Origin of the sequence: Actinomadura sp. NPDC048021 (genome assembly GCF_040653135.1) — a bacterium.
Lineage (GTDB): Bacteria > Actinomycetota > Actinomycetes > Streptosporangiales > Streptosporangiaceae > Spirillospora > Spirillospora verrucosospora.
This window is the reverse complement of sequence record NZ_JBEZJQ010000023.1, coordinates 22,099-43,120: the sequence shown is the minus strand read 5'-3', so window position 1 is coordinate 43,120 and position 21,022 is coordinate 22,099. Positions and strand designations below refer to the sequence as shown.

The following is a 21,022-nucleotide window of genomic DNA, read 5'->3' as shown; positions in this document are numbered from 1 at the left end:
GCCCGGGAATTCTTCACCGGTCACGTCGCACCCGATCACGTCGCACTCGGTCCGGCGCGGTCCGGCGAACGGGGCAGGCGCAGGGCGAACGTCGCGCCCCGGCCCGGCTCGCTGCGCACCGCCGCGGACCCGCCGTGCGCCTCGGCGAGCTGCCGCACGATGGCCAGGCCCAGTCCGCTGCCGCCGGTCTGCCGGCTGCGCGACTTCTCCGCCCGCCAGAACCGGTCGAAGACGTGCGGCAGGTGCTCGGGCGCGATGCCCGGCCCGGTGTCGGCGACCTCGATCAGCACGTCGTCGCCGTCGTCGGACGCGCGCAGGCTCACCCGCCCGCCGGCCGGCGTGTAGCGGACCGCGTTCGCGAGCAGGTTGCCGACCGCCTGCCGCAGCCGCACCGGGTCGGCGTCCAGGGAGGGCCGCCCGGTCACCTCGGCGGTCAGCGTCAGCTCGGCGGCCTCGGCCGCGGCCCGGTAGACCGTCGCGATCTGCTCGACCAGGTCCGCCACGTCGACCGGCTCGGGGTGCAGCCGCAGCTTGCCCACGTCGGCGAGCGCGAGCTGCTGGAGGTCGTCGACGATGTGCTGGAGCAGCGTGGCCTCCTCGACCAGCGAGGCGGTCAGCGCGGGGCCCAGGTCGGCCACACCGTCCTGGGCGGCCTCCAGCCAGCCCCGGATGTTGCTCAGCGGCGTGCGCAGCTCGTGCGACACGTCGCTGACCATCGCCTTGCGCTGCCGCTCCATGCGGTCCAGGTGCTCGGACATCTCGTTGAACGCCGCGCCGAGCTCGCCGACCTCGCCCTTGGCGCGCACCGTGACCCGCGCCGAGCCGTCGCCGGCCCGCATCCGCCGGGCCGCCGCGGTGACCGCCCGCACCGGCCGCGCCAGCCGGGTGGCGACGAGGACGCTGACCCCGACCGCCAGGACGAGGATCACCGCGGTGACGCCCGCGATGCCGTACGGGTCGATGGCGGGCGCGCGGTCCTCCGCCGAGCCGATGTAGAGCAGCGCGGCCGGCGCGACGTACGGCTTCAGCTGGGTGCGGCGCGCGGTGGCCAGGCACTCGGCGGCCGACGCCGGAGCGGCCGGCGTGCCGGTCTCGTCCAGCCACACGTCGACCCGGCTTCCGTGGCACTCCCGGACCAGGGCGGCGAGCCGGCTGAGGGCGCGCCTCTCGGTGGCGGTGGGCCCGGGCGTGTCCGGCGAGCACGGCGTGGGCGGCCGCACGGGCTCCGGCGTCGCGGCCGGCGGGCTCACCGGTCTGCCGCCGGGCGCGGCGGTCGGGGTGCTGGACGGCATGACGGTCGGCGCGCCGGGCGTGGACTCCGGCCGCCGCGGCGCGTTCCCCGGCCCGGTCGTCGGGGAAGGCCGCGGCGTCGCCGGGGCCGTGGCGGACGGCGTCGTGGCGACGCCCGCGAGCCGGACCGCTCCGCCACCGGACGTTCGCGCGAGCGCGGCCCGCGGGAGGAAGGGGCCGTAACCGGCGGGCACGCCGGCGGGCGCGCCGGGGCGGTTCGTGCTCGATTCGGGGGTGGCCGCACCGCCCTCCCGGCGCAGGTACGGACGGCCGCCGGGCCCGACGACGACCGTGGCGCGCTGGCCCTCGCGGCGCAGGCACGCCGCCTGGGCGTCGACCTCCCCGCGCAGCCGTACCCGCTCGGGATCCGGCAGCCGGAACGGCCCGGCCGCGCGCGCGTCGATCCGGTCGGTGGCCGCGCCGGGCCCCAGGGAGACGTCGACGGCGAGGGGGTCGACGACGGCCGAGGGGCGCTGCGGCAGCGGCGGCCGGCCGGGCGCCGAGTCCGCGATCCGGACGCCGCCCTCGGTCGCCAGCGCGACCCGCTGGCCGCTCTGCCGGGACAGCCCGCGCACGGTCTCCCCGACGCCGTCCCAGCGCGGGTGGCTCGCCGCGTAGCCGAGCAGCGCGTCGTTGATCCGGGCGTCACGGGCGAGCGTCCGGCCCTGCCGCTGCCGGATCTCGCCGGACGTGCCGCGCGCCGCCAGCCACGCGGTCGCCACGATCGAGCACACCGCGATCAGCACCGAGCTGGCGACCAGCCGGACGAGCAGGCTATGGCGCACGGTCGCCGACCAGCTTGTACCCGACGCCGTACACGGTGCACAGCCGGACCGGACGCCGCGGCTGCGGCTCGATCTTCTTGCGCAGGTTCTTCACGTGCACGTCGACCGTGCGCTCGGTGATGAAGCGGTCGAAGCCGTGCAGGTGCTCCAGGAGCTGCGCCCGGGTGAGGACCCGGCCGGGCCGCGCGGCCAGCGCCTCCAGGATGCGGAACTCCGCGGGCGTGCACTCGACCTCGCGCCCGTCCGCGAGGACCGTGTGCCGTTCGAGGTCCACCGTGATGCCGCCGACCCGGTACACCTGCTCGCCGCCGCCCCGCCCGGTCCGCCTCAGCAGCGTGCGCACCCGGGCCATCAGCTCGCGCGGGCTGTACGGCTTGGTGACGTAGTCGTCGGCGCCGAGGTCGAGGCCGCGCAGCAGGTCGTCCTCCGTCGAGCGGGCGGTCAGCATGAGCACCGGGACGTCGGACTCGGCGCGCAGCCCGCGGCACACGTCGAGGCCGTCGATCCCCGGCATCATCACGTCGAGCAGCACGAGGTCGGGGCGGCGCGCGCGGGCCTCGTCGAGCGCGGCCCGCCCGTCGTGGACGACGACCACGCGGTGCCCCTCGCGCTGGAGGTAGCGGCGCAGCAGCTCCGCCTGCTTGGGGTCGTCCTCCGCGACCAGGACGTTCGCGCACATGGCACCCGAGCGTAGCCAAAGCGTGATCGGCACCACGGGATCATCACATCGGCCTCACAGGTTCTTCACACTCCTCGGCCAGCATCTCGCGGCATGCGCCAAGTCAAGATCCATACCGGTGCCCTGCTCGCCGCCGGGCTGATCGCCGGGCTGGCCGGCTGCGGCTCGTCGGACGAGGGCAGATCAGGGGACGGCCCGTCCGGCGCGAACCGGCCGGCGGCCGCCGGACCGCAGCGGTCCGAGCGGCAGGGCGGTGCCGAGATAGCGACCGTGCGCGGCCGCCGGATCGCCGTGCACAAGCAGAAGGGCGACCGAGCGGCCTGGAAGACGCTGTCCAGCCCCAACGAGATGGGCGCCGTCCGGGTCTTCCTCGTCGAGGCCAGGGACGGCGACTGGCTCAAGGTGCTGCTGCCGATCCGGCCGAACGGCAGCACCGGGTGGGTCAAGGCGTCCGACGTCCAGCTGTCGTCGACGCCCCACCGCGTGGAGATCGACCCGAGGGCGTTCACGTTCACCGTCTTCGACGGCGACAAGGTGCTGCGCACCGGAAAGGTCGCCACCGGCGAGGGCGGCACCCCGACACCGGCCGGCCGCTTCTACTTCACCGAACTGGTCAGACCGCCGGACCCCAACGGCGCCTACGGCGCGTACGCCTTCGGGCTGAGCGGGTTCTCGCCGACGTTGAAGACGTTCGCCGGCGGCCCGGGGCAGCTCGCCGTGCACGGCACGAACAAAGCGGCGGCGCTGGGCGGCAGGGCCAGCCACGGCTGCGTTCGGGTCGGCAACGACGACATCACCTGGATGGCCAAGAACCTGGCGATCGGCACGCCTGTCGTCGTCAAGGAATGACACCACACCGAAAGGAACATCGATGCGCCTGAAATCCCTCATCGCAGCCGTCGCGCTGGGCGTCGGCCTGGCCGGTGCCGGCATGGCCACCGCCGAGGCCGCCACCGCCACCCCCCGGCCGAGCAGCCCGGCGGCGACCCCCACCCCGAGCGCCCCGCCCGGCAGCCCGACCACCCGTCCCGGGGGCCCGACCACCCGTCCCGGGGCCCCGGCCCCGACCACCCGTCCCGGCAACCCGCAGACGCCCAGCGCGGCGCCGATGCCCCAGCCCCCCGGCAACGCCATCCCCAAGATGCCGAACTACACCGGCTGACCGTGACCGCGGGCCCGCACGTCTCCCGTCGTGCGGGCCTGCCGCCGTCGAGACGCTAGATGAACTCCAGAGGGCGGACGGTGTAGTCGGACGGGATGTCGTCGTGCATGGCCTCGACCGGGCGTTCGGGGGCGGTCTCCTCCAGGAGGGCGGCGCGGCGGACGCGGTCGGTGCGGAACACGCGCCGGCCGCCCCGCATGCGGCACCAGGCCGTCAGGTACCAGCCGTCGCCGGACGCCGTGAACGTGACGGGCTCGACGTCGCGCTCGGTTTCGGCGCCCGCCCGGTCGACGTAGGTCAGGCGGACCACGCGGCGCGTGCGGATGGCCTCCTCCAGCACGGCCGGCACGGACGCCGGGTCGTCCTTCTCGGCGGGGGTCAGGAAGCGGACGCGCTGGGCCAGCTCGCGGGCCGAGGCGCTGTCGGCGGCCGACATCGCGGCGACGATCTTGTGGAGGGCGGTGCGGGCGGCCCGGGAGTACGGGGAGCCGCCCGCCCGGGACAGGGTGATCGCGAGGGCGACGGCCTCGGCGGGGGTGAAGTTCAGCGGCGGCAGCGTCCGGCTCTTGTCGAGCGTGTAGCCGCCGCCCCGGCCGACGTCCGCGAAGATCGGCACACCGGCCTGCTGGAGGGCGCCGATGTCGCGCTCGATCGTGCGGACGCTCACCTCGTACCGCGCGGCCAGCTCCCGCGCGCTGGCCCGGCGCGGGGCGCGGGCACGCAGCTCCTCCACGAGCGCGTACAAGCGGTCGGTGCGGTTCACGCGCCGACCGTACGCGCCGGGTCCGACAGTCAGAGGGCGCGGAGGAAGCCGATCAGGGCCTCGTTGACCTCCGCGGGGCGTTCCTGCTGCGTCCAGTGGCCGCATCCGGACAGCCAGACGGTCTCGCGCAGGTTCGGCACGAAGTCGCGCATGGAGGCGACGGCGTCGCGGGCGCCGACGGCGACCAGGTCGCGGTCGCCCGCGATGTAGAGGGCGGGCGGGCCGATGGGGGCGCGGTGCCAGGCGGCGGTGAGCTCCCAGTTGCGGTCGAGGTTGCGGTACCAGTTGACCGGGCCGGTGAAGCCGCTCTCCGCGTACTCCTCGACGTAGGCGGCGATGTCGTCGCCGGTGAGCCAGCCGGGCAGCTTCTCCGGGTCGGGGAGGCCGTCGAGGAAGCCGCCGCCCTCCGGGGCGATCAGCGGCGGGCACGGGCCGTCGCCCGACACCCCGTACAGCATGCGGCGGAACGTGGCGGCCCGGTCGCGGTCGAGTTCGGCCTCCGGGACGTCCGGCTGCTGGAAGTGCACCATGTAGAAGCCGTCGCCGAACAGGCGGCGCATGGACTCGACCGGCGGCCTGCTGCCGCGCGGCCGGTGCGGCACCGACATCCCGACCACGCCGCGCACCTTGTCGGGGCGCATCTGGGCGACGGCCCAGGCGACGGGGGCGCCCCAGTCGTGGCCGACGACGACGGCGCGGTCGGCGCCGAGCGGGCCGACGAGCCCGACCGCGTCCGCGGCCAGGTGCAGGATCGTGTACTGGCCGGGATCGGCGGGGCCGCCCGTGCGGGCGTAGCCGCGCTGGTCGGGCGCGACGGCGTGGAAGCCCGCCTCGGCGAGCGCGGTGAGCTGGTGCCGCCAGGAGTACCAGCATTCGGGGAAGCCGTGCAGGAGGAGCACGAGGGGCCCTTCGCCCGCCTCGGCGACGTGCATGCGCAGCCCGCTGTCCGACCGGACGAAGCGGTGCCTGATCTCGTGCATCCCTACCCCTCGCGGCGTGGCCGGCCAGTGCGGGCCAACGGTAGCCGCCCCGGCGCATGCTCGGGACGCGGGAGGAGAAAAGGGCCGAACCAGGCGCACCCATACCGTCCGGCGGTGGATTGTGTGCGCGGCCCACATGGGAGGGCGGGCTCACGGTCCATAAGTTCTGCGCATGACGAGCGTGACACCGCGGGTGGACGCGGGGACTTCGGGGACGCTGGACCTGGCGGGCCGGCGCGCCCTGGTCACCGGCGGCGCGAGCGGCATCGGCCGCGCCTGCGCCCGGCGGCTCGCGGCGGCGGGCGCCGAGGTGGTGGTGGCCGACATCGACGGGGACGCGGCCGAGCGGACCGCCGCCGAGATCGGCGGGGTCCCCCTGCTCGCCGACCTGGCCGACGTGGACGCGCTCGACGGGCTGGCCGCCGGCGCGGACATCCTGGTCAACAACGCCGGGATCCAGTACGTGGCGCCGCTCCAGGACTTCCCGCCGGACACGTTCGCGCGGATCCTGCGGCTGATGGTCGAGGCGCCGTTCCGGCTGGTGCGGGACGCGCTGCCCGGCATGTACGAGCGCGGCTGGGGCCGCGTCGTCAACATCTCGTCCGTGCACGGGCTGCGGGCCTCGCCGTACAAGGCGGCCTACGTGACGGCCAAGCACGGCCTCGAAGGGCTGTCCAAGGTGATCGCGCTGGAGGGCGCCCCGCACGGCGTGACGTCCAACTGCGTCAACCCCGCCTACGTCCGGACGCCGCTGGTGGAGAACCAGATCGCCGACCAGGCGCGCACGCACGGGCTGCCCGAGGACGAGGTCGTCGAGCGGATCATGCTCGACCACGCGGCGGTGAAGCGGCTGATCGAGCCGGACGAGGTGGCCGAGCTCGTCGCCTACCTGTGCTCCCCGCCCGCCTCGATGGTGACCGGCGCGTCCCTGGCACTCGACGGCGGCTGGACGGCGCACTAAGAATGACCCGTATGACCTGCGGCGTCTTCCTCGAACTGCTGGCCCGGGAGGCCTCCCCCGTCGAGTTCGAGGGTCCCCTCGTCCAGGCGCGGGCGGAGGGCGCGCCCCCGGCCGTCCTGGAGGAGCTGGAGGCGACGAAGATCGCCGCACTGCGGGTCCGGACGATCATGCGGCGGCACGCCCGCCGGGAGAACGAGCTCGCGGCGCTGTTCGACACCGCGGGCGACCTGGCCGGGCTGCGCGACCTCGACGCGGTGCTGGAGGCGATCACCCGCCGCGCCCGGCGGCTGCTGAACGCCGACATCGCCTACCTGACGCTGAACGACGACGAGCGCGGCGACACCTACATGCGGGTGACCGACGGGTCGGTGTCGGCGGCGTTCCGGCAGCTCAGGCTGCCGATGGGCACCGGTCTGGTCGGCCTGGTCGCGCAGACCGCGATGCCGTACAACAGCGCCCACTACCTGGGGGACGCGCAGTTCGAGCACCGCGGGTTCATCGACGACGCCGTCGCCGAGGAGGGCCTGGTCGCCATCCTCGGCGTGCCGATGCGGCTGGGCAGCCGGGTCATCGGGGTGCTGACGGCCGCGAACCGCAGCCAGCGCCCGTTCGACCAGGAGGAGGTGGCGCTGCTCGGCTCGCTCGCCGCGCACGCCGCCATCGCCATCGACAACGCCCGCCTCCTGGAGGAGACCCGCACCGCCCTGACCGAGCTGAGCGCCGCCAACGAGGAGGTCAAGGCGCGGAGCGCGGCCGTGGAGCGGGCGGCGCGCGCGCACGACCGGATGACCGCCGTGGTGGTCCGGGGCGGCGGCGTGGAGGACGTCGGCGCCGTGGTGACCGAGCTGCTGGGCGGCACCCTGCACGTCCTGGACGCCGACGGGCGCAGGCTCGCGACGACCGGAGCCGCGCCGGAGCCCCTCGGCGACGACGAGCTGGGCGGCGTCTCGGCCTCGGCGCACTCCGCGCGCGCCCAGGGCCGCACGGTCAGGCGCGGCGACCTGTGGATCGCGTCGGTCTCCACCGGCGACGAGATGCTCGGCACGCTGGTGCTGCGCACCGCCGACGAGGTCGACGACGCCGACCAGCGGATCCTGGAGCGGGCGGCGCTCGTCACCGCGCTGCTGCTGCTGTTCCAGCGCAGCGCCACCGAGGCCGAGGGCCGGGTGCGCGGCGAGCTGCTGGACGACCTGCTGTCCGGCCGCCGGGCGGGCGCCGAGGCGCTGACGGCGCGGGCGCGGCGCGTCGGCGTCGACCTGGGCGCCCCGCACGTGGTGCTGTGCGCCAAGTACGACTCCCGCGAGCACCGGCCCCGCGCGGCCTTCTGGGCGTCGTCGTTCGCGGCGGTGGAGCACGGCCTGGCCGCCTCGCGGGCGGAGGAGGTCGTGCTGCTGCTGCCGGGCGACCGGCCGGGCGATGCGGCGCGCCGGGTCGCCAAGGAGCTCGGCGCCTCCCTCGGTGGTCCCGCCACGGTCGGCGCGGCCGGCCCGGTGAGCGGTCCGGGCGGGGTCGCCTCCGCACACCGGGAGGCTCAGCGCTGCGCCGACGCGCTGCTTGCCCTCGGACGCCGCGGTGACGGCGCCGGCGCGTCCGAGCTGGGCTTCGTCGGCCTGCTCATCGGGGACGACCGCGACGTGACGGGCTTCCTCGGGAGCGCGCTCGGCGCCGTCCTCGACTACGACGAGCGGCGCGGCACGGCCCTCGTCCAGACCCTGGAGGCCTACTTCGGGACCGGCGGCAGCCTGTCGCGGACGGCCGAGCGCCTGCACATCCACGTCAACACCGTGAGCCAGCGCCTCGACCGCATCGCCCGCCTCCTCGGCGACGACTGGCAGACCCCCGAGCGGGCCCTGGAACTCCAGCTCGCCCTGCGCCTTCACCGTCTCTCCCGCTGAGCACGCCGCGACGCGGCGCGCCGCCCCTTTCCAGGGAAGGCGCGCCGCCGACTCGGTTCGTGTCAGACGGAGGCCTCGACCTTGGTGTCCTTGCTCTCGGGAGCAGGGCGGGCGCGGGACGCACGGGCCGCGACGAGGTCGCGGGCGGTGCCCCAGACGCCGCGGCGGAACAGCAGCACGACCACGATGAAGATCGCGCCGGTGATGATCCCGGTCTCCTCGAACCCGGCGGTGGCCAGGTAGTCGTTCAGCTCCACGACCAGGGCGGCGCCGATGGCCCCGCCCCACAGGGTGCCGATGCCGCCGAGGACGACCATCATCACGGCCTGGCCCGAAGTCGTCCAGTACACGCCCTGCAGGGACGCGAAGCCGTGCCCGACGGTGAACAGGCCGCCCGCGAGGCCCGACAGGGCCGCCGACAGGACGAAGGCGAGCAGCTTGTAGCGGTCGATGCTGTAGCCGAGCGCCCGCGCCCTGTTCGGGTTGTCGCGGATCGACATCAGGACCCTGCCGAAGGGGGAACGGACGATGCGCCAGGCGACGAACAGCCCGGCCAGGATGAACGGCAGCGCGGCGTAGTAGAAGAAGAACGGGTCGGACAGGTCCACCCCGAACAGCTCCCGGGGAATGCCCTGCAGGCCGTTCTCGCCGCCGGTCGCGTCCCTCCACTGGTTGGCGATGAAGTACACCATCTGTGCGAAGGCCAGCGTGACCATCGCGAAGTAGATGCCGCGCAGCCGCACCGACAGGAAGCCGATCGGGACGGCGAGGGCGGCCGCGAAGGCGGCGCCGCCCAGCACGGCCACGGGGAACGGCAGCCCGGAGTGCAGCGCGATCAGGCCGGTGGCGTACGCCGAGCCGCCCCAGAAGGCCGCGTGCCCGAACGACAGGAGCCCGGTGAACCCGAGCAGCAGGTCGACGGCGGCCGCGAACAGCGCCCAGCAGACGATGTCCAGGGCGACCGGCGGGTAGACGAACCAGGGCAGGACGAGCGCCACCACGAGCCCCGCGGCCAGCAGGACCGGCCGTCCGGCCAGCTTGGAGAGGATCACGAGATCTCCTCGGCGGTCACAGGGCCTTCGGCGGTCACAGGGTCTCTGGCGGTCACAGGATCTCTGGCGGTCACAGGGCCTCCTCGCGTCCGAACAGGCCCGCGGGGCGCCACAGCAGCACGGCGGCCATCAGGATGAAGACCAGCGTCTGCGACAGCGACGGAACGTAGTAGTTGCCGAGGGCCGACACGAGGCCGACCGCGAAGCCGGCGGCGACCGAGCCGAACACCGACCCGAGGCCGCCGATCACGACCACCGCGAACACCGTGATGATCAGGTCGGAGCCCATCAGCGGGTTGACCGCCCGCATCGGCGCGGCGAGCACGCCCGCGAACGCGGCGAGCGCGATGCCGAACCCGAACACCGGCGTCACCCAGCGGGCGACGTCGATGCCGAGGGCCCGCGACAGCTCGGGCCGCTCGGTCGCCGCCCGGACGATCATGCCGACGCGGGTGCGGGTCAGCACCACCCACACGGCGCCGCACACCAGCACCGACACCGCCAGCACGAACACCTGGTAGGTCGGGTAGGTGAACAGGCCGAGGTCGATCGACCCGTCCAGCGCGGACGGGCGCGGGTAGGGCTGCGACTGCACCCCGTACCTGCGCTTCACCAGGTCCTGGAGGATCAGGGCGAGCCCGAAGGTGAACAGGAAGTTGTAGAGCGGGTCGAGCGGCGCGAGCCGGTGGATGAACAGCCGCTCCAGCAGCACGCCCGCGATCCCGAGGACGACGGGCACGATCAGCAGCGCGAGCCAGAAGTTCACGCCGAAGGAGTCGAGCAGCACGAAGGAGCCGAAGGCGCCGAGCATGTAGAACGCGCCGTGCGCGAAGTTGACCACGCCCAGCATCCCGAAGATGACGGCCAGGCCGAGGGCGAGCAGGGCGTAGAACGCCCCGCCCACCAGCCCGTTGAACGCCTGTTGCAGCACGTCGCGGCCCGCCTAGAGGGAGCAGGACGGGTCGGGCTGCTGGAACGCCTCCGCCGCCGGGATCGTGCTGACGATCTTCTCGTAGTCCCAGGGCTCCTTGACCTCGCTCCCGGGCTTGACCTCGGCGACGTAGGCGTCGTGGGTGAGCAGGTGGTCCTCGGCGCGGATGGTGCCGGTGGAGGTGAAGGCGTCGTTGACCTTGGCGCCTTCGAGCTGCTTCACCACGTCGTCGGACTTGTCGGTGCCGCCGCGCTGCACGGCCTCCAGGTACTGGAGCGCCGCCGAGTAGTCGGCCGCGTGCACGGCCGTCGGGCGGGCTCCGGTCTTGGCCTTGAACTTGTCGGCCCAGGCGCGGTTGCCCGCGTTGGCGTTCCAGTACCAGAAGTCGGTGAAGCGGGTCCCGGCGAGGGCGTCCGAGCCGAGCGAGTGGATGTCGGTGATGAACATCAGGCCCGCGGCGAGCTTCACGCCCTTGTCTCGCAGCTTGTACTCGTTGTACTGCTTGACCAGGTTGACGAGGTCGCCGCCGGCCTGCATGGCGCCGAGCACCTGCGGCTTGGGCTTCAGGCCCGGGGCCTTCAGCAGGAACGTGGAGAAGTTGTCGTTCGGGAACGGCGTCGGGTCGCTCTTCACGACGCTGCCGCCCGCGCCCTTGATGGCCGTCGTGAACGTCTTCTGCATGTCCTGCCCGAACGCGTAGTCCGGGTAGACGATGTACCAGTTCTTACCGCCGTCCTTGGTGACGCCGGTGCCCGTCCCGTTGGCGAGCATGTAGCTGTTGTAGCCGTAGTGGAAGGTGTACTTGTTGCACTGCTTGCCTTCCAGCTCGGTCGTCGCGGCGCCGACGTCGATGAACAGCTTCTTCTTGTTCTTGGCGACGGTGGCGACGGCGAGCGCGGCCGACGAGGTGGGCACGTCCAGGATCAGGTCGGCCTTCTTGCGGTCGTAGAGCTCCTGGGCCTTGGAGTTGGCGACCTCGGGCTTGTTCTGGTGGTCGGCGGAGATGACCTCGATCTTGTCGGTCACCGCCTTGTCCCCGTACTTGGCCTTGAAGTCGGCGACGGCCATCTTCACGGCCTCGACGGCGTTCTTGCCCGAAAGGTCGGCGTAGACGCCGGACTGGTCGGTCAGCACCGCCAGCACGAGCTTGTCATCGCTGATCTTTCCCCCGCCCCCGCCGGGTCCGCCCGCGCAGCCGGCCAGCAGCGCTCCGGCGGTCGCGAGCGCGGCCGAGCGTCCGAGAACTCTCATGGGGGTCTCCCTATATTCCGAGGTACTGGAGGAGTTCGCTCTCGCGGGCGCGGACCTCGTCGTTGTCCATGGACTCGACGATCCGGCCCTCGGCGAGCAGGTGGTGGCGGTCGGCGACGGTCGCGGCGAAGTGCACGTTCTGCTCGATGAGCAGGACGGTCACCCCGGCCGCCTTGACCTCGCGGAGGATGTCGCCGATCTGCTGGACGATCAGCGGCGACAGGCCCTCGGTGGGCTCGTCGCACAGGAGCAGGCGGGCGCCGGTCCGCAGCACCCGGGCGAGCGCGAGCATCTGCTGCTCGCCGCCCGACAGCTTCGTCCCGGGGAACCGGCGCCGCTCTCGCAGGCGCGGGAAGGTCTCGTACACCCGGTCCAGCGACCAGGGGTCGGGGCCCGTCACGGGCGGCAGGGTGAGGTTCTCCTCCACCGAGAGCGTCGCGAAGACGCCGCGGTCGTCGGGCACGTAGCCGAGGCCGCGCCGGGCGCGCCTGTGCGGGCTCAGCCCGGAGATGTCCTCGTCCAGGAACCGGACCGTGCCGGACGCGCCGCGGTGCAGCCCCATCAGGGAGCGCAGGAGCGTGGTCTTGCCGGCGCCGTTGCGCCCGACGAGGGTGACGATCTCCCCCTCGTCGACGTGCAGCGACACCTCGCGCAGGGCCTGGGCCTCGCCGTACCAGGCCGACAGTCCGTCAATGCGCAGCATGGGAGTCTCCGAGGTAGGCGGTGACGACGCGGGGGTCGTGGCGGATCTCGGCGTAGGGGCCCTCGACGAGGACCTGGCCGTGCTGCAGGACGGTGACCCGGTCGGCGAGGCTGGAGACGACGCTCATGTTGTGCTCGACCATCACCACGGTCCGCCCGTCGCGCACCTTCTTGATGAGGTCGACGGTGCGGCCGACGTCCTCGACGCCCATGCCGGCGGTCGGCTCGTCCAGGAGCAGCACCTTCGGGTCCAGCGCGAGGGCCAGCGCCAGTTCGAGGGCGCGCTTGCGGCCGTAGGCCAGCGACCCGGCCGGGACGTCCGCGTGCTCGTCCAGCCCGACCTGCCCGAGCAGTTCGGCGGCGCGCTCGGAGTGGCGGCCGAGCGCCTTGTCCGAGCGCCAGAACCGCCAGCCGAGCCCCGTGCGGCCGGCGAGCGCCAGCTCCACGTGCTGGCGCGGCGTGAGCTCGGCGAACAGGCTCGTGATCTGGAACGACCGGGCGAGGCCGAGCCTGGCGATCAGCTCGGGGGGCCGCCCGGCCAGCTCCTGCGCGCCGAGCCGGACGCTGCCCGCGGTCGGCTTCAGGAATCCGGTCAGCAGGTTGAACAGCGTGGTCTTGCCCGCGCCGTTCGGCCCCACCAGCGCGTGGACGGACCCCTCGGCGACGTCGAGGTCCACGCCGTCCACGGCCCTGAAGCCGCGGAACTCCCTGACCAGGCCGCGCGCCGCCAGCACCGGGGCCTTACGGTCCGGGTCGCCCATGCGCCCTCCTCGCGCTCGTCGGGGACGGCCCGAATCGCACTCGGGCCGCCGTGACCGGGAACGCTAGGTGGCGCCCGCGGACCGGACCATGTGACCGGCACCCACATTCGGACGGCCGGATACGGGTGTGAGACACATCACGCGCAGGTCACGACCACGGGCACATGGCGGGTCGACGCGATATGTGTGCGGGCCACGTGGCAGCGGTCACAGGCGGCGCTCACCATGGCGGGCATCTGACGTCCGTCCCGAGGAGCCGGAATGCCCATCGTCCGCCCCGCCCTTACCGCCGGCACCGTGGCCGGCGCCCTCACCGCGGCCCTGGTCGCGCCCCTGGCCGCGCAGGCCGACGCGCGGCTGAGCCCCGGCTGCGCGCCCGGGCTCGCGGTGCCGGGGGCGGAGAAGCAGGTGGCCGCCTGCCTCGGCGACCTCACGACCGCGGGAACGGCCGCCTCGGGCCACACCGTCCCGGCCGACTGGGCCGGGCTGCACGCCGCCGGGACGCGCAACCCGTCCGGGGTCCCGGGCATCCAGCTGGACGGCTACTTCCCCGACACCTCGACGTTCAACGCCAACAACGGCTGGAACCACGACGCCCAGTTCGTCATCCGCCTGCCCGAGCGCTGGAACGGCGGACTCGTCGTCGCCGGCTCGCCCGGCAACCGGCGGCAGTACGCCAACGACTTCACCATCTCCGACTGGGCGCTCGCCAAGGGCTACGCCTACGCAGCGACGGACAAGGGCAACAGCGGCACCGAGTTCTTCAAGGACGGCCGCCGCCCCGGCGACGCCGTCGTCGAATGGAACGAGCGGGTCACGCAGCTCACGCGGGCCGCGAAGAGGGTCGTCGCGCAGCGGTACGGGCGCACCCCGCGCCGCACGTACGCGGCGGGGATCTCCAACGGCGGATACCTCGTCCGCTGGCAGCTGGAGAACCGCCCAGAGCTGTACGACGGCGGCATCGACGCGGAGGGCACGCTCTGGCGCGCCGGCGGCCCGAACCTGTTCACCTACCTGCCGCAGGTGCTGCGCGCCTATCCGGCCTACGCGGCCACCGGCGACCCGTCCGCCCACAAAGCACTCCTGAACGCGGGCCTCGCCCCCGGCTCGGAGTTCCTCTGGCCGTTCCACGACCAGGTCTATTGGGGGCTCACCCAGCGCGTCTACCGCCAGGAATTCGACCCCGCCTACACGGGAGAGGAGGCAGCCTACGACTACGCCACACGTCCGAGGAGCGTCCACCGTGCCGTCGCCCGCGTGGCGCTCACGGGCCGCATCCGCAAGCCCCTGATCACCCTTCACGGCACCTACGACACCCTCCTGCCCATCGGCACCGACTCCGACGTCTACGCGAAGCTCGTCCGCGCCAAGGGAAAGGCGCCCTACCGCTACTACCGCCTGGAAGCCGCCAACCACGTCGACGGCCTCTACGACTCCTTCCCCGACCGCCTGCGCCCGCTCCTGCCGTGCATGCGCACCGCGTTCACGGCCCTGGAGTCCTGGACACAGCACGGCACCACGCCACCGAAGAGCGCCACGCTCCCCCGCCCCGCATCGGGCGACACCGTGAACACCTGCTCCCTCAGCTAGGGGAACACCATGAAACCCACCCCGTTCGTCGCGGCCGCCGCGCTCGCCTTAGCGACCGTCAGCGCGTCGCCCGCGTCCGCGGCCGCCGCCGCGCTTCCCCGCCACTCGATCAGCGCCTCGTACGTCAGCGGCGTCTCGTCCGGCGGCTACATGGCCGACCAGCTCCACATCGCCTACTCCGGGACGTTCCGGGGCGCCGGCATCTTCACCGCCGGGCCCTACCACTGCGCGCGGGGCGACGTGACGACCGCGCAGCTCGCGTGCATGAACGACCTCTACGACGACGCCCCCGCGGAACTGGAGCGGACGGCCCGCGACCGCTCGGCGCAGGGACGTGTGGATCCGGTGAGCAACCTGGCCGGGCACCCGGTGTGGATCTACCACGGGACGAACGACTCGACGGTGAAGCAGTCGGTGAACGACGACCTCGCCGGGTTCTACCAGGACTTCGGGGCCGCCGTCTCCTACACGAGGACCTCGCCGTCCGGGCACGCCTGGGTGAGCCCGCTCGGCCCCAACCCCTGCTCGGCCACCTACACCCCCTACATCAACACGTGCGGCGACGACCCTGAGCGCTCGATGCTGGGGCACCTGTTCGGGTCCGTGGCATCGCCCGCGCCCTCGCCCGGCGGCACGCTCATGGAGTTCGACCAGAACGCCTACGCGCCGGGCGGGAGCGCCTCGTCCATCAGCATGGACGCGACGGGCTTCGCCTACATCCCGGCGAGCTGCCGCTCGGGGACGTGCAGGCTGATGGTGGCGCTGCACGGCTGCCAGCAGGGGCGCGGCGTCGTCGGGAACGCGTTCGCGACGAAGACCCACCTCAACGAGTACGCCGACACCAACGGCATGATCGTCCTGTATCCGCAGGCCACCGCGTCCAGCTGGCTGGGCGGCAACCCGCAGGGCTGCTGGAACTGGTGGGGCTACGGCGGCGACACCGCCTACGACATGAAGGGCGGCAAGCAGGTGGAGACCATCATGCGGATGGTCCACGCCCTCGGCGGCTGACGCCTCACGGGTCGAGTTCGCCGCGTCCCACCCGTCCCAGAAAGGCGGCGAACTCGGCGCCACCGAAGCGGAGAACCGTTCCGGCGGGCGCCTTGGAATCGCGGACGAGCACGACCGGATCCCGGCCGCCGGCGGCAATGCCGGCGGCCAGTTCGACGCATTCGTCACCGGAGGCGCTACGGGTGCTCTTACGCCATTCGAGGGCGGCACCATGAGACGTCGTTGTCATTAACGGAGATTCAATGTTCTGCTAGTACGCCCTGGCGGGCGCGCAACATACGAAGAGGGGGCAGTGGGCGCGTCGGCCATGACCGAAGGCAGAGGTGTGATGAGAACCGGGGTATTACGAACGCCAGGTCACCCGCCGGGTTAGCGGATGAGCGGCGCAGCGGCGAACATGGCGGCGACGGACGCGGCGGACGTGCCGTTCACCGTCCCGGTGACCGATCGACTGACGTATCACTTTCTCATCGCGGTCGACATCGAGGGCTACAGCAAGCTGAGCACGGCGCAGCAGAAACAGGTCCAGCTCGATCTGCACGAGGTCCTGGAGAGCGCGGCGGCCGCGGCCGGTCTCGACCGGCGGGCCTGGCTGCGGCAGGTCGGCGGCGACGGCGAGATGGCGATCCTTCCGCCCGACACCGACGGGCTGCTGGTGCTCTCCCGTGGAGATCATCGCCAAGGGCGCCTCGTTCCGCGGGCACATCCACCGGAGGCCTCGCTGACCGTCAGAGCTTCGCGCGCGTCCAGGCGAGGAGGTCGTCGGCGGGGAGCGCGTTGACGACCCGCGACGCCGGCACCCCGCACCGGGCGGCCCGCTCGCAGCCGAACGGCTGCCAGTCGAGCTGCCCGGGCGCGTGGGCGTCGGAGTCGACGGAGAAGCGGCAGCCCGCCTCCACCGCCAGGCGCAGCAGGCGCTTCGGCGGGTCGAGGCGCTCCGGGCGGGAGTTGATCTCGACGGCGACGTCGTAGGCGGCGCAGGCGTCGAAGACGAGCGCCGCGTCGAACTCCGACTCCGGGCGCAGGCCGCCGCGCCTGCCGCCGGCCTTCACGATGCGCCCGGTGCAGTGGCCGAGGACGTTCACGCGCGGGTTCGCTATCGCCGCGACCATCCGCTTGGTCATGGCGACGCGGTCCATGCGGAGCTTGGAGTGCACGCTGGCGACGACGACGTCGAGGCGGTCGAGGAGCTCGGGCTCCTGGTCGAGCGCGCCGTCCTCCAGGATGTCGACCTCGATGCCGGTGAGGATGCGGAACGGCGCCAGGGAGGCGTTGAGCTCGGCGACGACGTCGAGCTGGCGGCGCAGACGGTCGGCGGACAGGCCGTTCGCGACCTTCAGGCGCGGCGAGTGGTCGGTGAGCGCGAGGTACTCGTGGCCCAGGGAGCGGGCCGTCTCGGCCATCTCCAGGATCGGGGACCCGCCGTCGGACCAGTCGCTGTGGGTGTGCAGGTCGCCCCTGAGAGCGGAGCGGAGCGCGGCCGTGGCCTCGTCCAGCGGCTCCCCCTCGGTGGCCTCCAGCCGGCGCAGGTAGACGGGGGTCTCGCCGCGCAGCGCCTCCTCGATCACCAGGGCGGTGACCTTGCCGATGCCGGGCAGCGCGGTGAGCGTCCCGTCGCGCGCGCGGCCGGCCAGCTCGTCCGGTGCCGTCCTCTCGGCGAGGTCGGCGGCCGTGCGGAACGCCCGCACGCGGTAGGTCGGCTCGTGGGCGCGCTCCAGCAGGAACGCGATGCGGCGCAGGGCTTCGACGGGCTCCACGTCTCGCACCGTACCCAGGTATGACCCGGCACGTCCCACCACGGTGTCATCCGAGCGAGACCGGGGCTCCCTAGCCTGGGGCCCATGGCCGGGGAGAATGTGACGCTGCGCGGCGTCCTGCGGGACGTGCTGCTCGCCGCCGCCGTGACCGGCAGAGCCGAACCGGCGCCGCTGAACCGGCCGTGGCCCCTGCTGCTGCGCTGGACGCGGTACGTCGGGGTGGGGCGGCTGCCCTACGGGCTGGTGGCGAACCTGTTCGGGCTGGCCCTCACCGCCGGGCTCGTCGCCGGGACGGTGTCGCTGCTGTCCACCGAGACGATGCGGCGCGGCCTCTACGTCTCCGACGGGACGAAGTTCTTCATCGCCGTCGCGGTGACGGCGCCACTGGCGCTGCGGGACCGCCACCCGCTCGGCGCGTGGCGGCTGAGCTTCCTGGCGATGGCGCTGATCGACGTCGGCGACTGGCTGACCGTCCCCTACGTCCCGGCGGGCTCGTTCGCGGCGGTCGCGACCCTCTACACGGTCGCGGTGCGCTGCTCGCGCGACGTCACGCTGGGCGTCGCGATCATCTCGTTCGCCGGAGTGTGGATCAAGGACCCGGCGTCCGGGGCCGGGGCGTCGGTGCTGCTCCTGCTGCCGCTGGCGGTGGGGTACGCGGTCCGCGTCCGGCAGACGTCGCGGCGCGAGCTGGCCGAGCAGGAGAAGCGGCACCAGGACGCCGAGGCGGTGCTGACCGAGCGGCAGCGGATCGCGCGGGAGCTGCACGACGTCGTCGCCCACCACATGTCGATGATCGCCATCCAGGCGGAGGCCGCCCCGTACAAGGTCGAGACCGTCCCGGACGAGACGCGCCGCGACCTCGCCGAGATCCGCGCGACCGCGCTGGACGCGCTGACGGAGCTGCGCCGCATCCTCGGCGTGCTGCGCTCGGAGGACGGCGCCGACACCGCCCCGCAGCCCAGCCTGGAGCGGCTGGACGAGCTCGTCGGCAACGCGCGCGGCGCCGGGCTGCGCGTCGAGACCCGGCTGGACGGCGACCTGGCGGGACTGCCCCCCGGCGTGGGCCTCACCGCGTACCGGATCCTCCAGGAGGCGCTGAGCAACGCCATGCGGCACGCGCCCGGTTCCCGCGTCGAGGTCGAGGCGTCCTGCGAGGGCGGCATAGTGTGGCTCGGCGTCGTCAACGGTCCGCCCGCGGGCGGGCCGGGGTCCGTTCCGCCGCTTCCCGGCGGCGGCCACGGGCTGGTCGGGATGCGGGAGCGGGCCGCCGCGCTGGGCGGCGAGCTGACCGCCCGCCCCACGTCCGAGGGAGGATTCGCCGTGACCGCATCGCTGCCGGTGAAGGCGCGGGAGGCGACGTGACGATCCGGGTCGTGATCGTCGACGACCAGGGGATGGTGCGCACCGGCTTCGGCGTGCTGCTGAACGCCCAGCCCGACATCGAGGTCGCGGGCGAGGCCGCGGACGGCGCGGAGGGGCTGCGCCGCGTCGCCGAGGTGCGCCCCGACGTGGTGCTGATGGACGTGCGGATGCCGGTCATGGACGGCCTGGAGGCGACCCGCCGGCTGCTCGCCGGCGCCGGGGACGGCGCCCCCAAGGTCCTCATGCTGACGACGTTCGACCTGGACGACTACGTCTACGAGGCGCTGCGGGCCGGCGCCAGCGGGTTCCTGCTCAAGGACGCGTCCGCGACCGAGCTCGCCGACGCGGTGCGGGTGGTGGCGGCGGGCGACGCGCTGCTGTCCCCGTCGGTGACGCGGCGGCTCATCGCGGAGTTCTCCCGGCTCGGGGGCCCGCGCGCGCCGTCCCGCAAGCGGCTGGAGGAGCTGACCGAGCGGGAGACCGAGGTGCTCGCGCTGGTGGCGCGCGGCCTGTCCAACGGCGAGATCGCCGGGCGGCTCGTCGTCGCCGAGCAGACCGTCAAGACGCACTTCGGGCGGATCCTGATGAAGCTCGGGCTGCGCGACCGCCCGCAGGCGATCGTCTACGCCTACGAGGTGGGGCTGGTGCGGCCCGGCGACTGACGCCGGCCGCGTCCTGTCATACCGGGGGCTCATCCCGTCATACCGGGGGCGCACGGCACGGGACGGCACCGTCGGCCGATGCGCGCTGACACGTCCGATTCCTACCTTCCTGATCAGTGCTCCACTCCACTGACCAGGAAGGAACCGCCGGATGCCCAGCGTTCGCAGGACCGTCGCCGCCGTTTCGGTGCTGGCCGCGGCCGGCTCGACGGCCGCCGCGGGGCACGCCGAGGTGTACGCGCCGCCGGCACCGGCCCCCGCCCTGTCGGCGCCGGCTCTCGACGCCCGCTTCCAGGCGGCCGGCCGGGACATCACGCGCGCCCTGGCCACCGCGGCGCGCGTCCATGACGAGGGGCGGACGCGGGCCCTGTCCGCCTTCGCGGGGCCGGACCGGCGGTTCCTGTCGTTCGACGCGCGAGGCGGCGGGCGCGCTGTGGAGGTCCTGGGCGACCTCAGGCACGCCGACCGGATCGCGGTGGTCGTGCCCGGCGCGGACAACTCGCTGGCCAACTACGACTCGCCCAAGTTCGTCGGCGGCGGCAGCCGGGCGCTCTACCGGCAGGCCCGCGCCGCCGCGCCCGGCGCGCGGATCGCCGTCATCGCCTGGCTCGGCTACGACTCCCCCTCGACGCTGAGCGCCGACGCCCTGACCAGCGGACGTGCGGAGAAGGGCGCGCGGGGTCTCCAGCGCCTCCTCGCGGGCGTGCACGCGGTGAACGGGCGGGCCCGGTTCGCCCTGCTCTGCCACAGCTACGGCTCGGTGGTCTGCGGCAGGGCCGCCCGGCGCCTGGCGCCCCTGCCGGTGGACGACATCGTCCTGTTCGGCAGCCCCGGCACCACCCTGCGCCGCGTCTCCGACCTCAGGACGCCGGCGCGGGTCTGGGCGGGGCGGGCGAAGGGCGACTGGGTGAGGTACGTCCCCCACGTCCGGTTCGCCGGGCTGGGGTTCGGCGCCGATCCCGTCTCGCCCGGCTTCGGCGCCCTGCGCTTCGACGCCGGGACGGGTCCCCACAGCGGCTACCTGAAGCCCGGCTCCCTCGCGCTGCGCAACCTCGCCCTGATCGCTCTCGGCCGCGACGCGGAGGTCACCCGTGCCTGAGGACCGGAGCCCCGGCGAAGACGAGAACCGCGACCGGGCCGTGGACGCCCGGCAGACGCTCACCGTGTTCTACCTCATCGGTGGATACTCGGCGTGGTTCCTCTGCGTCTACGTGGCGACTCTGCTGCACGGGCCCTGACCCCGCCGGCCGCGACACGCCCGGGCGCGATCGGCCGTCGCGGCGGCCAACCGGTCCGCGATGGCGATCTACCTCTGGCACCAGCCCGCATTGCTCACCGTCACCGTGGGGCCACTTTTCGCGTTCGGTAGCCTTGAGGGGTCGCACACCGTTCCCGACCAGCCGGAATGGATCGCCGAGCGCCTCGCGT

General features: G+C 73.6%; 22 protein-coding genes. 11 read left to right on the top strand and 11 right to left on the bottom strand.

Annotated features, from left to right (window positions below; translation table 11 throughout):
• Positions 1-35: 35 nt before the first annotated feature.
• Both AB0C87_RS31345 and AB0C87_RS31340 read right to left on the bottom strand, forming a co-directional pair.
• Entirely contained in the window at positions 36-2,075 is a 2,040-nt protein-coding gene (locus tag AB0C87_RS31345; protein WP_360580816.1) for an ATP-binding protein, read from the bottom strand.
• Positions 2,065-2,754, bottom strand: coding sequence for a response regulator transcription factor (locus AB0C87_RS31340; protein ID WP_345178624.1), 690 nt, complete (start codon positions 2,752-2,754; stop codon positions 2,065-2,067). Before AB0C87_RS31340 ends, AB0C87_RS31345 begins: the two co-directional genes overlap by 11 nt.
• 93 nt (positions 2,755-2,847) lie before the next feature.
• Here AB0C87_RS31340 and AB0C87_RS31335 point away from each other — a divergent pair, with 93 nt between their 5' ends.
• Both AB0C87_RS31335 and AB0C87_RS31330 read left to right on the top strand, forming a co-directional pair.
• Positions 2,848-3,603, top strand: a complete 756-nt coding sequence (locus AB0C87_RS31335; protein WP_353832790.1) for a L,D-transpeptidase family protein — start codon at positions 2,848-2,850, stop codon at positions 3,601-3,603.
• A gap of 22 nt (positions 3,604-3,625) precedes the next feature.
• Positions 3,626-3,916, top strand: a complete 291-nt coding sequence (locus tag AB0C87_RS31330) for a hypothetical protein (RefSeq protein ID WP_353832791.1) — start codon at positions 3,626-3,628, stop codon at positions 3,914-3,916.
• 55 nt (positions 3,917-3,971) lie between these two features.
• Here the strand turns inward: AB0C87_RS31330 and AB0C87_RS31325 are convergent, their stop codons facing one another.
• Both AB0C87_RS31325 and AB0C87_RS31320 read right to left on the bottom strand, forming a co-directional pair.
• A complete protein-coding gene (locus tag AB0C87_RS31325) occupies positions 3,972-4,679 on the bottom strand; it encodes a YafY family protein (protein ID WP_345178628.1) in 708 nt (235 codons plus the stop codon).
• 29 nt (positions 4,680-4,708) lie between these two features.
• Positions 4,709-5,659, bottom strand: coding sequence for an alpha/beta hydrolase (locus tag AB0C87_RS31320; RefSeq protein ID WP_345178629.1), 951 nt, complete (start codon positions 5,657-5,659; stop codon positions 4,709-4,711).
• Between the two features lie 172 nt (positions 5,660-5,831).
• Here AB0C87_RS31320 and AB0C87_RS31315 point away from each other — a divergent pair, with 172 nt between their 5' ends.
• Together AB0C87_RS31315 and AB0C87_RS31310 are read left to right on the top strand one after the other, a co-directional pair.
• The gene (locus tag AB0C87_RS31315) at positions 5,832-6,620 is read left to right on the top strand and encodes a 3-hydroxybutyrate dehydrogenase (protein WP_345178630.1); all 789 of its coding nucleotides are present in this window, start codon (positions 5,832-5,834) and stop codon (positions 6,618-6,620) included.
• 11 nt (positions 6,621-6,631) lie between these two features.
• Complete coding sequence (locus AB0C87_RS31310) at positions 6,632-8,515, top strand: GAF domain-containing protein (protein WP_360580814.1); 1,884 nt, start codon at positions 6,632-6,634, stop codon at positions 8,513-8,515.
• A 62-nt stretch (positions 8,516-8,577) separates the two neighbouring features.
• Here the strand turns inward: AB0C87_RS31310 and AB0C87_RS31305 are convergent, their stop codons facing one another.
• From AB0C87_RS31305 to AB0C87_RS31285, 5 genes are all read right to left on the bottom strand, one after another.
• Positions 8,578-9,567: a branched-chain amino acid ABC transporter permease gene (locus AB0C87_RS31305; RefSeq protein WP_353834566.1), complete on the bottom strand. Its 990-nt coding sequence runs from the start codon at positions 9,565-9,567 to the stop codon at positions 8,578-8,580.
• Between the two features lie 70 nt (positions 9,568-9,637).
• Positions 9,638-10,498: a branched-chain amino acid ABC transporter permease gene (locus AB0C87_RS31300; protein ID WP_345178634.1), complete on the bottom strand. Its 861-nt coding sequence runs from the start codon at positions 10,496-10,498 to the stop codon at positions 9,638-9,640.
• A 12-nt stretch (positions 10,499-10,510) separates the two neighbouring features.
• On the bottom strand, positions 10,511-11,749 hold the full coding sequence (locus AB0C87_RS31295) for an ABC transporter substrate-binding protein (RefSeq protein ID WP_353834567.1): 1,239 nt from the start codon (positions 11,747-11,749) through the stop codon (positions 10,511-10,513).
• Positions 11,750-11,759: 10 nt separating this feature from the next.
• The gene (locus tag AB0C87_RS31290; RefSeq protein ID WP_345178638.1) at positions 11,760-12,452 is read right to left on the bottom strand and encodes an ABC transporter ATP-binding protein; all 693 of its coding nucleotides are present in this window, start codon (positions 12,450-12,452) and stop codon (positions 11,760-11,762) included.
• Positions 12,439-13,212: an ABC transporter ATP-binding protein gene (locus AB0C87_RS31285; protein ID WP_360352285.1), complete on the bottom strand. Its 774-nt coding sequence runs from the start codon at positions 13,210-13,212 to the stop codon at positions 12,439-12,441. Before AB0C87_RS31285 ends, AB0C87_RS31290 begins: the two co-directional genes overlap by 14 nt.
• A 261-nt stretch (positions 13,213-13,473) precedes the next feature.
• Here AB0C87_RS31285 and AB0C87_RS31280 point away from each other — a divergent pair, with 261 nt between their 5' ends.
• Positions 13,474-14,802: a tannase/feruloyl esterase family alpha/beta hydrolase gene (locus AB0C87_RS31280; RefSeq protein ID WP_353834569.1), complete on the top strand. Its 1,329-nt coding sequence runs from the start codon at positions 13,474-13,476 to the stop codon at positions 14,800-14,802.
• Between the two features lie 9 nt (positions 14,803-14,811).
• On the top strand, positions 14,812-15,813 hold the full coding sequence (locus AB0C87_RS31275) for a PHB depolymerase family esterase (protein ID WP_360580810.1): 1,002 nt from the start codon (positions 14,812-14,814) through the stop codon (positions 15,811-15,813).
• Positions 15,814-15,817: 4 nt separating this feature from the next.
• Here the strand turns inward: AB0C87_RS31275 and AB0C87_RS31270 are convergent, their stop codons facing one another.
• Positions 15,818-16,042, bottom strand: a complete 225-nt coding sequence (locus AB0C87_RS31270; protein WP_345178647.1) for a DUF397 domain-containing protein — start codon at positions 16,040-16,042, stop codon at positions 15,818-15,820.
• Positions 16,043-16,189: 147 nt separating this feature from the next.
• On the opposite strand from AB0C87_RS31270, the gene AB0C87_RS31265 reads away from it, so the two are divergent.
• Complete coding sequence (locus AB0C87_RS31265; RefSeq protein WP_360580808.1) at positions 16,190-16,594, top strand: hypothetical protein; 405 nt, start codon at positions 16,190-16,192, stop codon at positions 16,592-16,594.
• Here AB0C87_RS31265 and AB0C87_RS31260 read toward each other — a convergent pair.
• Entirely contained in the window at positions 16,542-17,570 is a 1,029-nt protein-coding gene (locus AB0C87_RS31260) for a PHP domain-containing protein (protein WP_345178651.1), read from the bottom strand. The genes AB0C87_RS31265 and AB0C87_RS31260 overlap by 53 nt on opposite strands.
• Before the next feature lie 84 nt (positions 17,571-17,654).
• Here AB0C87_RS31260 and AB0C87_RS31255 point away from each other — a divergent pair, with 84 nt between their 5' ends.
• The 4 genes from AB0C87_RS31255 (at position 17,655) to AB0C87_RS31240 (ending at position 20,832) form a co-directional block, all read left to right on the top strand.
• Complete coding sequence (locus tag AB0C87_RS31255) at positions 17,655-18,932, top strand: sensor histidine kinase (RefSeq protein WP_345178652.1); 1,278 nt, start codon at positions 17,655-17,657, stop codon at positions 18,930-18,932.
• Positions 18,929-19,594: a response regulator transcription factor gene (locus tag AB0C87_RS31250; protein ID WP_345178654.1), complete on the top strand. Its 666-nt coding sequence runs from the start codon at positions 18,929-18,931 to the stop codon at positions 19,592-19,594. The genes AB0C87_RS31255 and AB0C87_RS31250 overlap by 4 nt, the downstream gene beginning before the upstream one ends.
• A 151-nt stretch (positions 19,595-19,745) precedes the next feature.
• Entirely contained in the window at positions 19,746-20,693 is a 948-nt protein-coding gene (locus AB0C87_RS31245; RefSeq protein ID WP_345178655.1) for an alpha/beta hydrolase, read from the top strand.
• A complete protein-coding gene (locus AB0C87_RS31240) occupies positions 20,686-20,832 on the top strand; it encodes a hypothetical protein (protein WP_360352263.1) in 147 nt (48 codons plus the stop codon). Before AB0C87_RS31245 ends, AB0C87_RS31240 begins: the two co-directional genes overlap by 8 nt.
• Positions 20,833-21,022: the final 190 nt, after the last annotated feature.

Coding starts and splice junctions, on each gene's coding strand:
- AB0C87_RS31285 (WP_360352285.1), bottom strand. CDS start 13,212: ATGGGCGACCCGGACCGTAAGGCCCCGGTGCTGGCGGCGCGCGGCCTG.
- AB0C87_RS31265 (WP_360580808.1), top strand. CDS start 16,190: ATGAGCGGCGCAGCGGCGAACATGGCGGCGACGGACGCGGCGGACGTG.
- AB0C87_RS31255 (WP_345178652.1), top strand. CDS start 17,655: ATGGCCGGGGAGAATGTGACGCTGCGCGGCGTCCTGCGGGACGTGCTG.
- AB0C87_RS31270 (WP_345178647.1), bottom strand. CDS start 16,042: ATGACAACGACGTCTCATGGTGCCGCCCTCGAATGGCGTAAGAGCACC.
- AB0C87_RS31340 (WP_345178624.1), bottom strand. CDS start 2,754: ATGTGCGCGAACGTCCTGGTCGCGGAGGACGACCCCAAGCAGGCGGAG.
- AB0C87_RS31280 (WP_353834569.1), top strand. CDS start 13,474: ATGCCCATCGTCCGCCCCGCCCTTACCGCCGGCACCGTGGCCGGCGCC.
- AB0C87_RS31295 (WP_353834567.1), bottom strand. CDS start 11,749: ATGAGAGTTCTCGGACGCTCGGCCGCGCTCGCGACCGCCGGAGCGCTG.
- AB0C87_RS31310 (WP_360580814.1), top strand. CDS start 6,632: ATGACCTGCGGCGTCTTCCTCGAACTGCTGGCCCGGGAGGCCTCCCCC.
- AB0C87_RS31320 (WP_345178629.1), bottom strand. CDS start 5,659: ATGCACGAGATCAGGCACCGCTTCGTCCGGTCGGACAGCGGGCTGCGC.
- AB0C87_RS31330 (WP_353832791.1), top strand. CDS start 3,626: ATGCGCCTGAAATCCCTCATCGCAGCCGTCGCGCTGGGCGTCGGCCTG.
- AB0C87_RS31290 (WP_345178638.1), bottom strand. CDS start 12,452: ATGCTGCGCATTGACGGACTGTCGGCCTGGTACGGCGAGGCCCAGGCC.
- AB0C87_RS31245 (WP_345178655.1), top strand. CDS start 19,746: ATGCCCAGCGTTCGCAGGACCGTCGCCGCCGTTTCGGTGCTGGCCGCG.
- AB0C87_RS31315 (WP_345178630.1), top strand. CDS start 5,832: ATGACGAGCGTGACACCGCGGGTGGACGCGGGGACTTCGGGGACGCTG.
- AB0C87_RS31275 (WP_360580810.1), top strand. CDS start 14,812: ATGAAACCCACCCCGTTCGTCGCGGCCGCCGCGCTCGCCTTAGCGACC.
- AB0C87_RS31335 (WP_353832790.1), top strand. CDS start 2,848: ATGCGCCAAGTCAAGATCCATACCGGTGCCCTGCTCGCCGCCGGGCTG.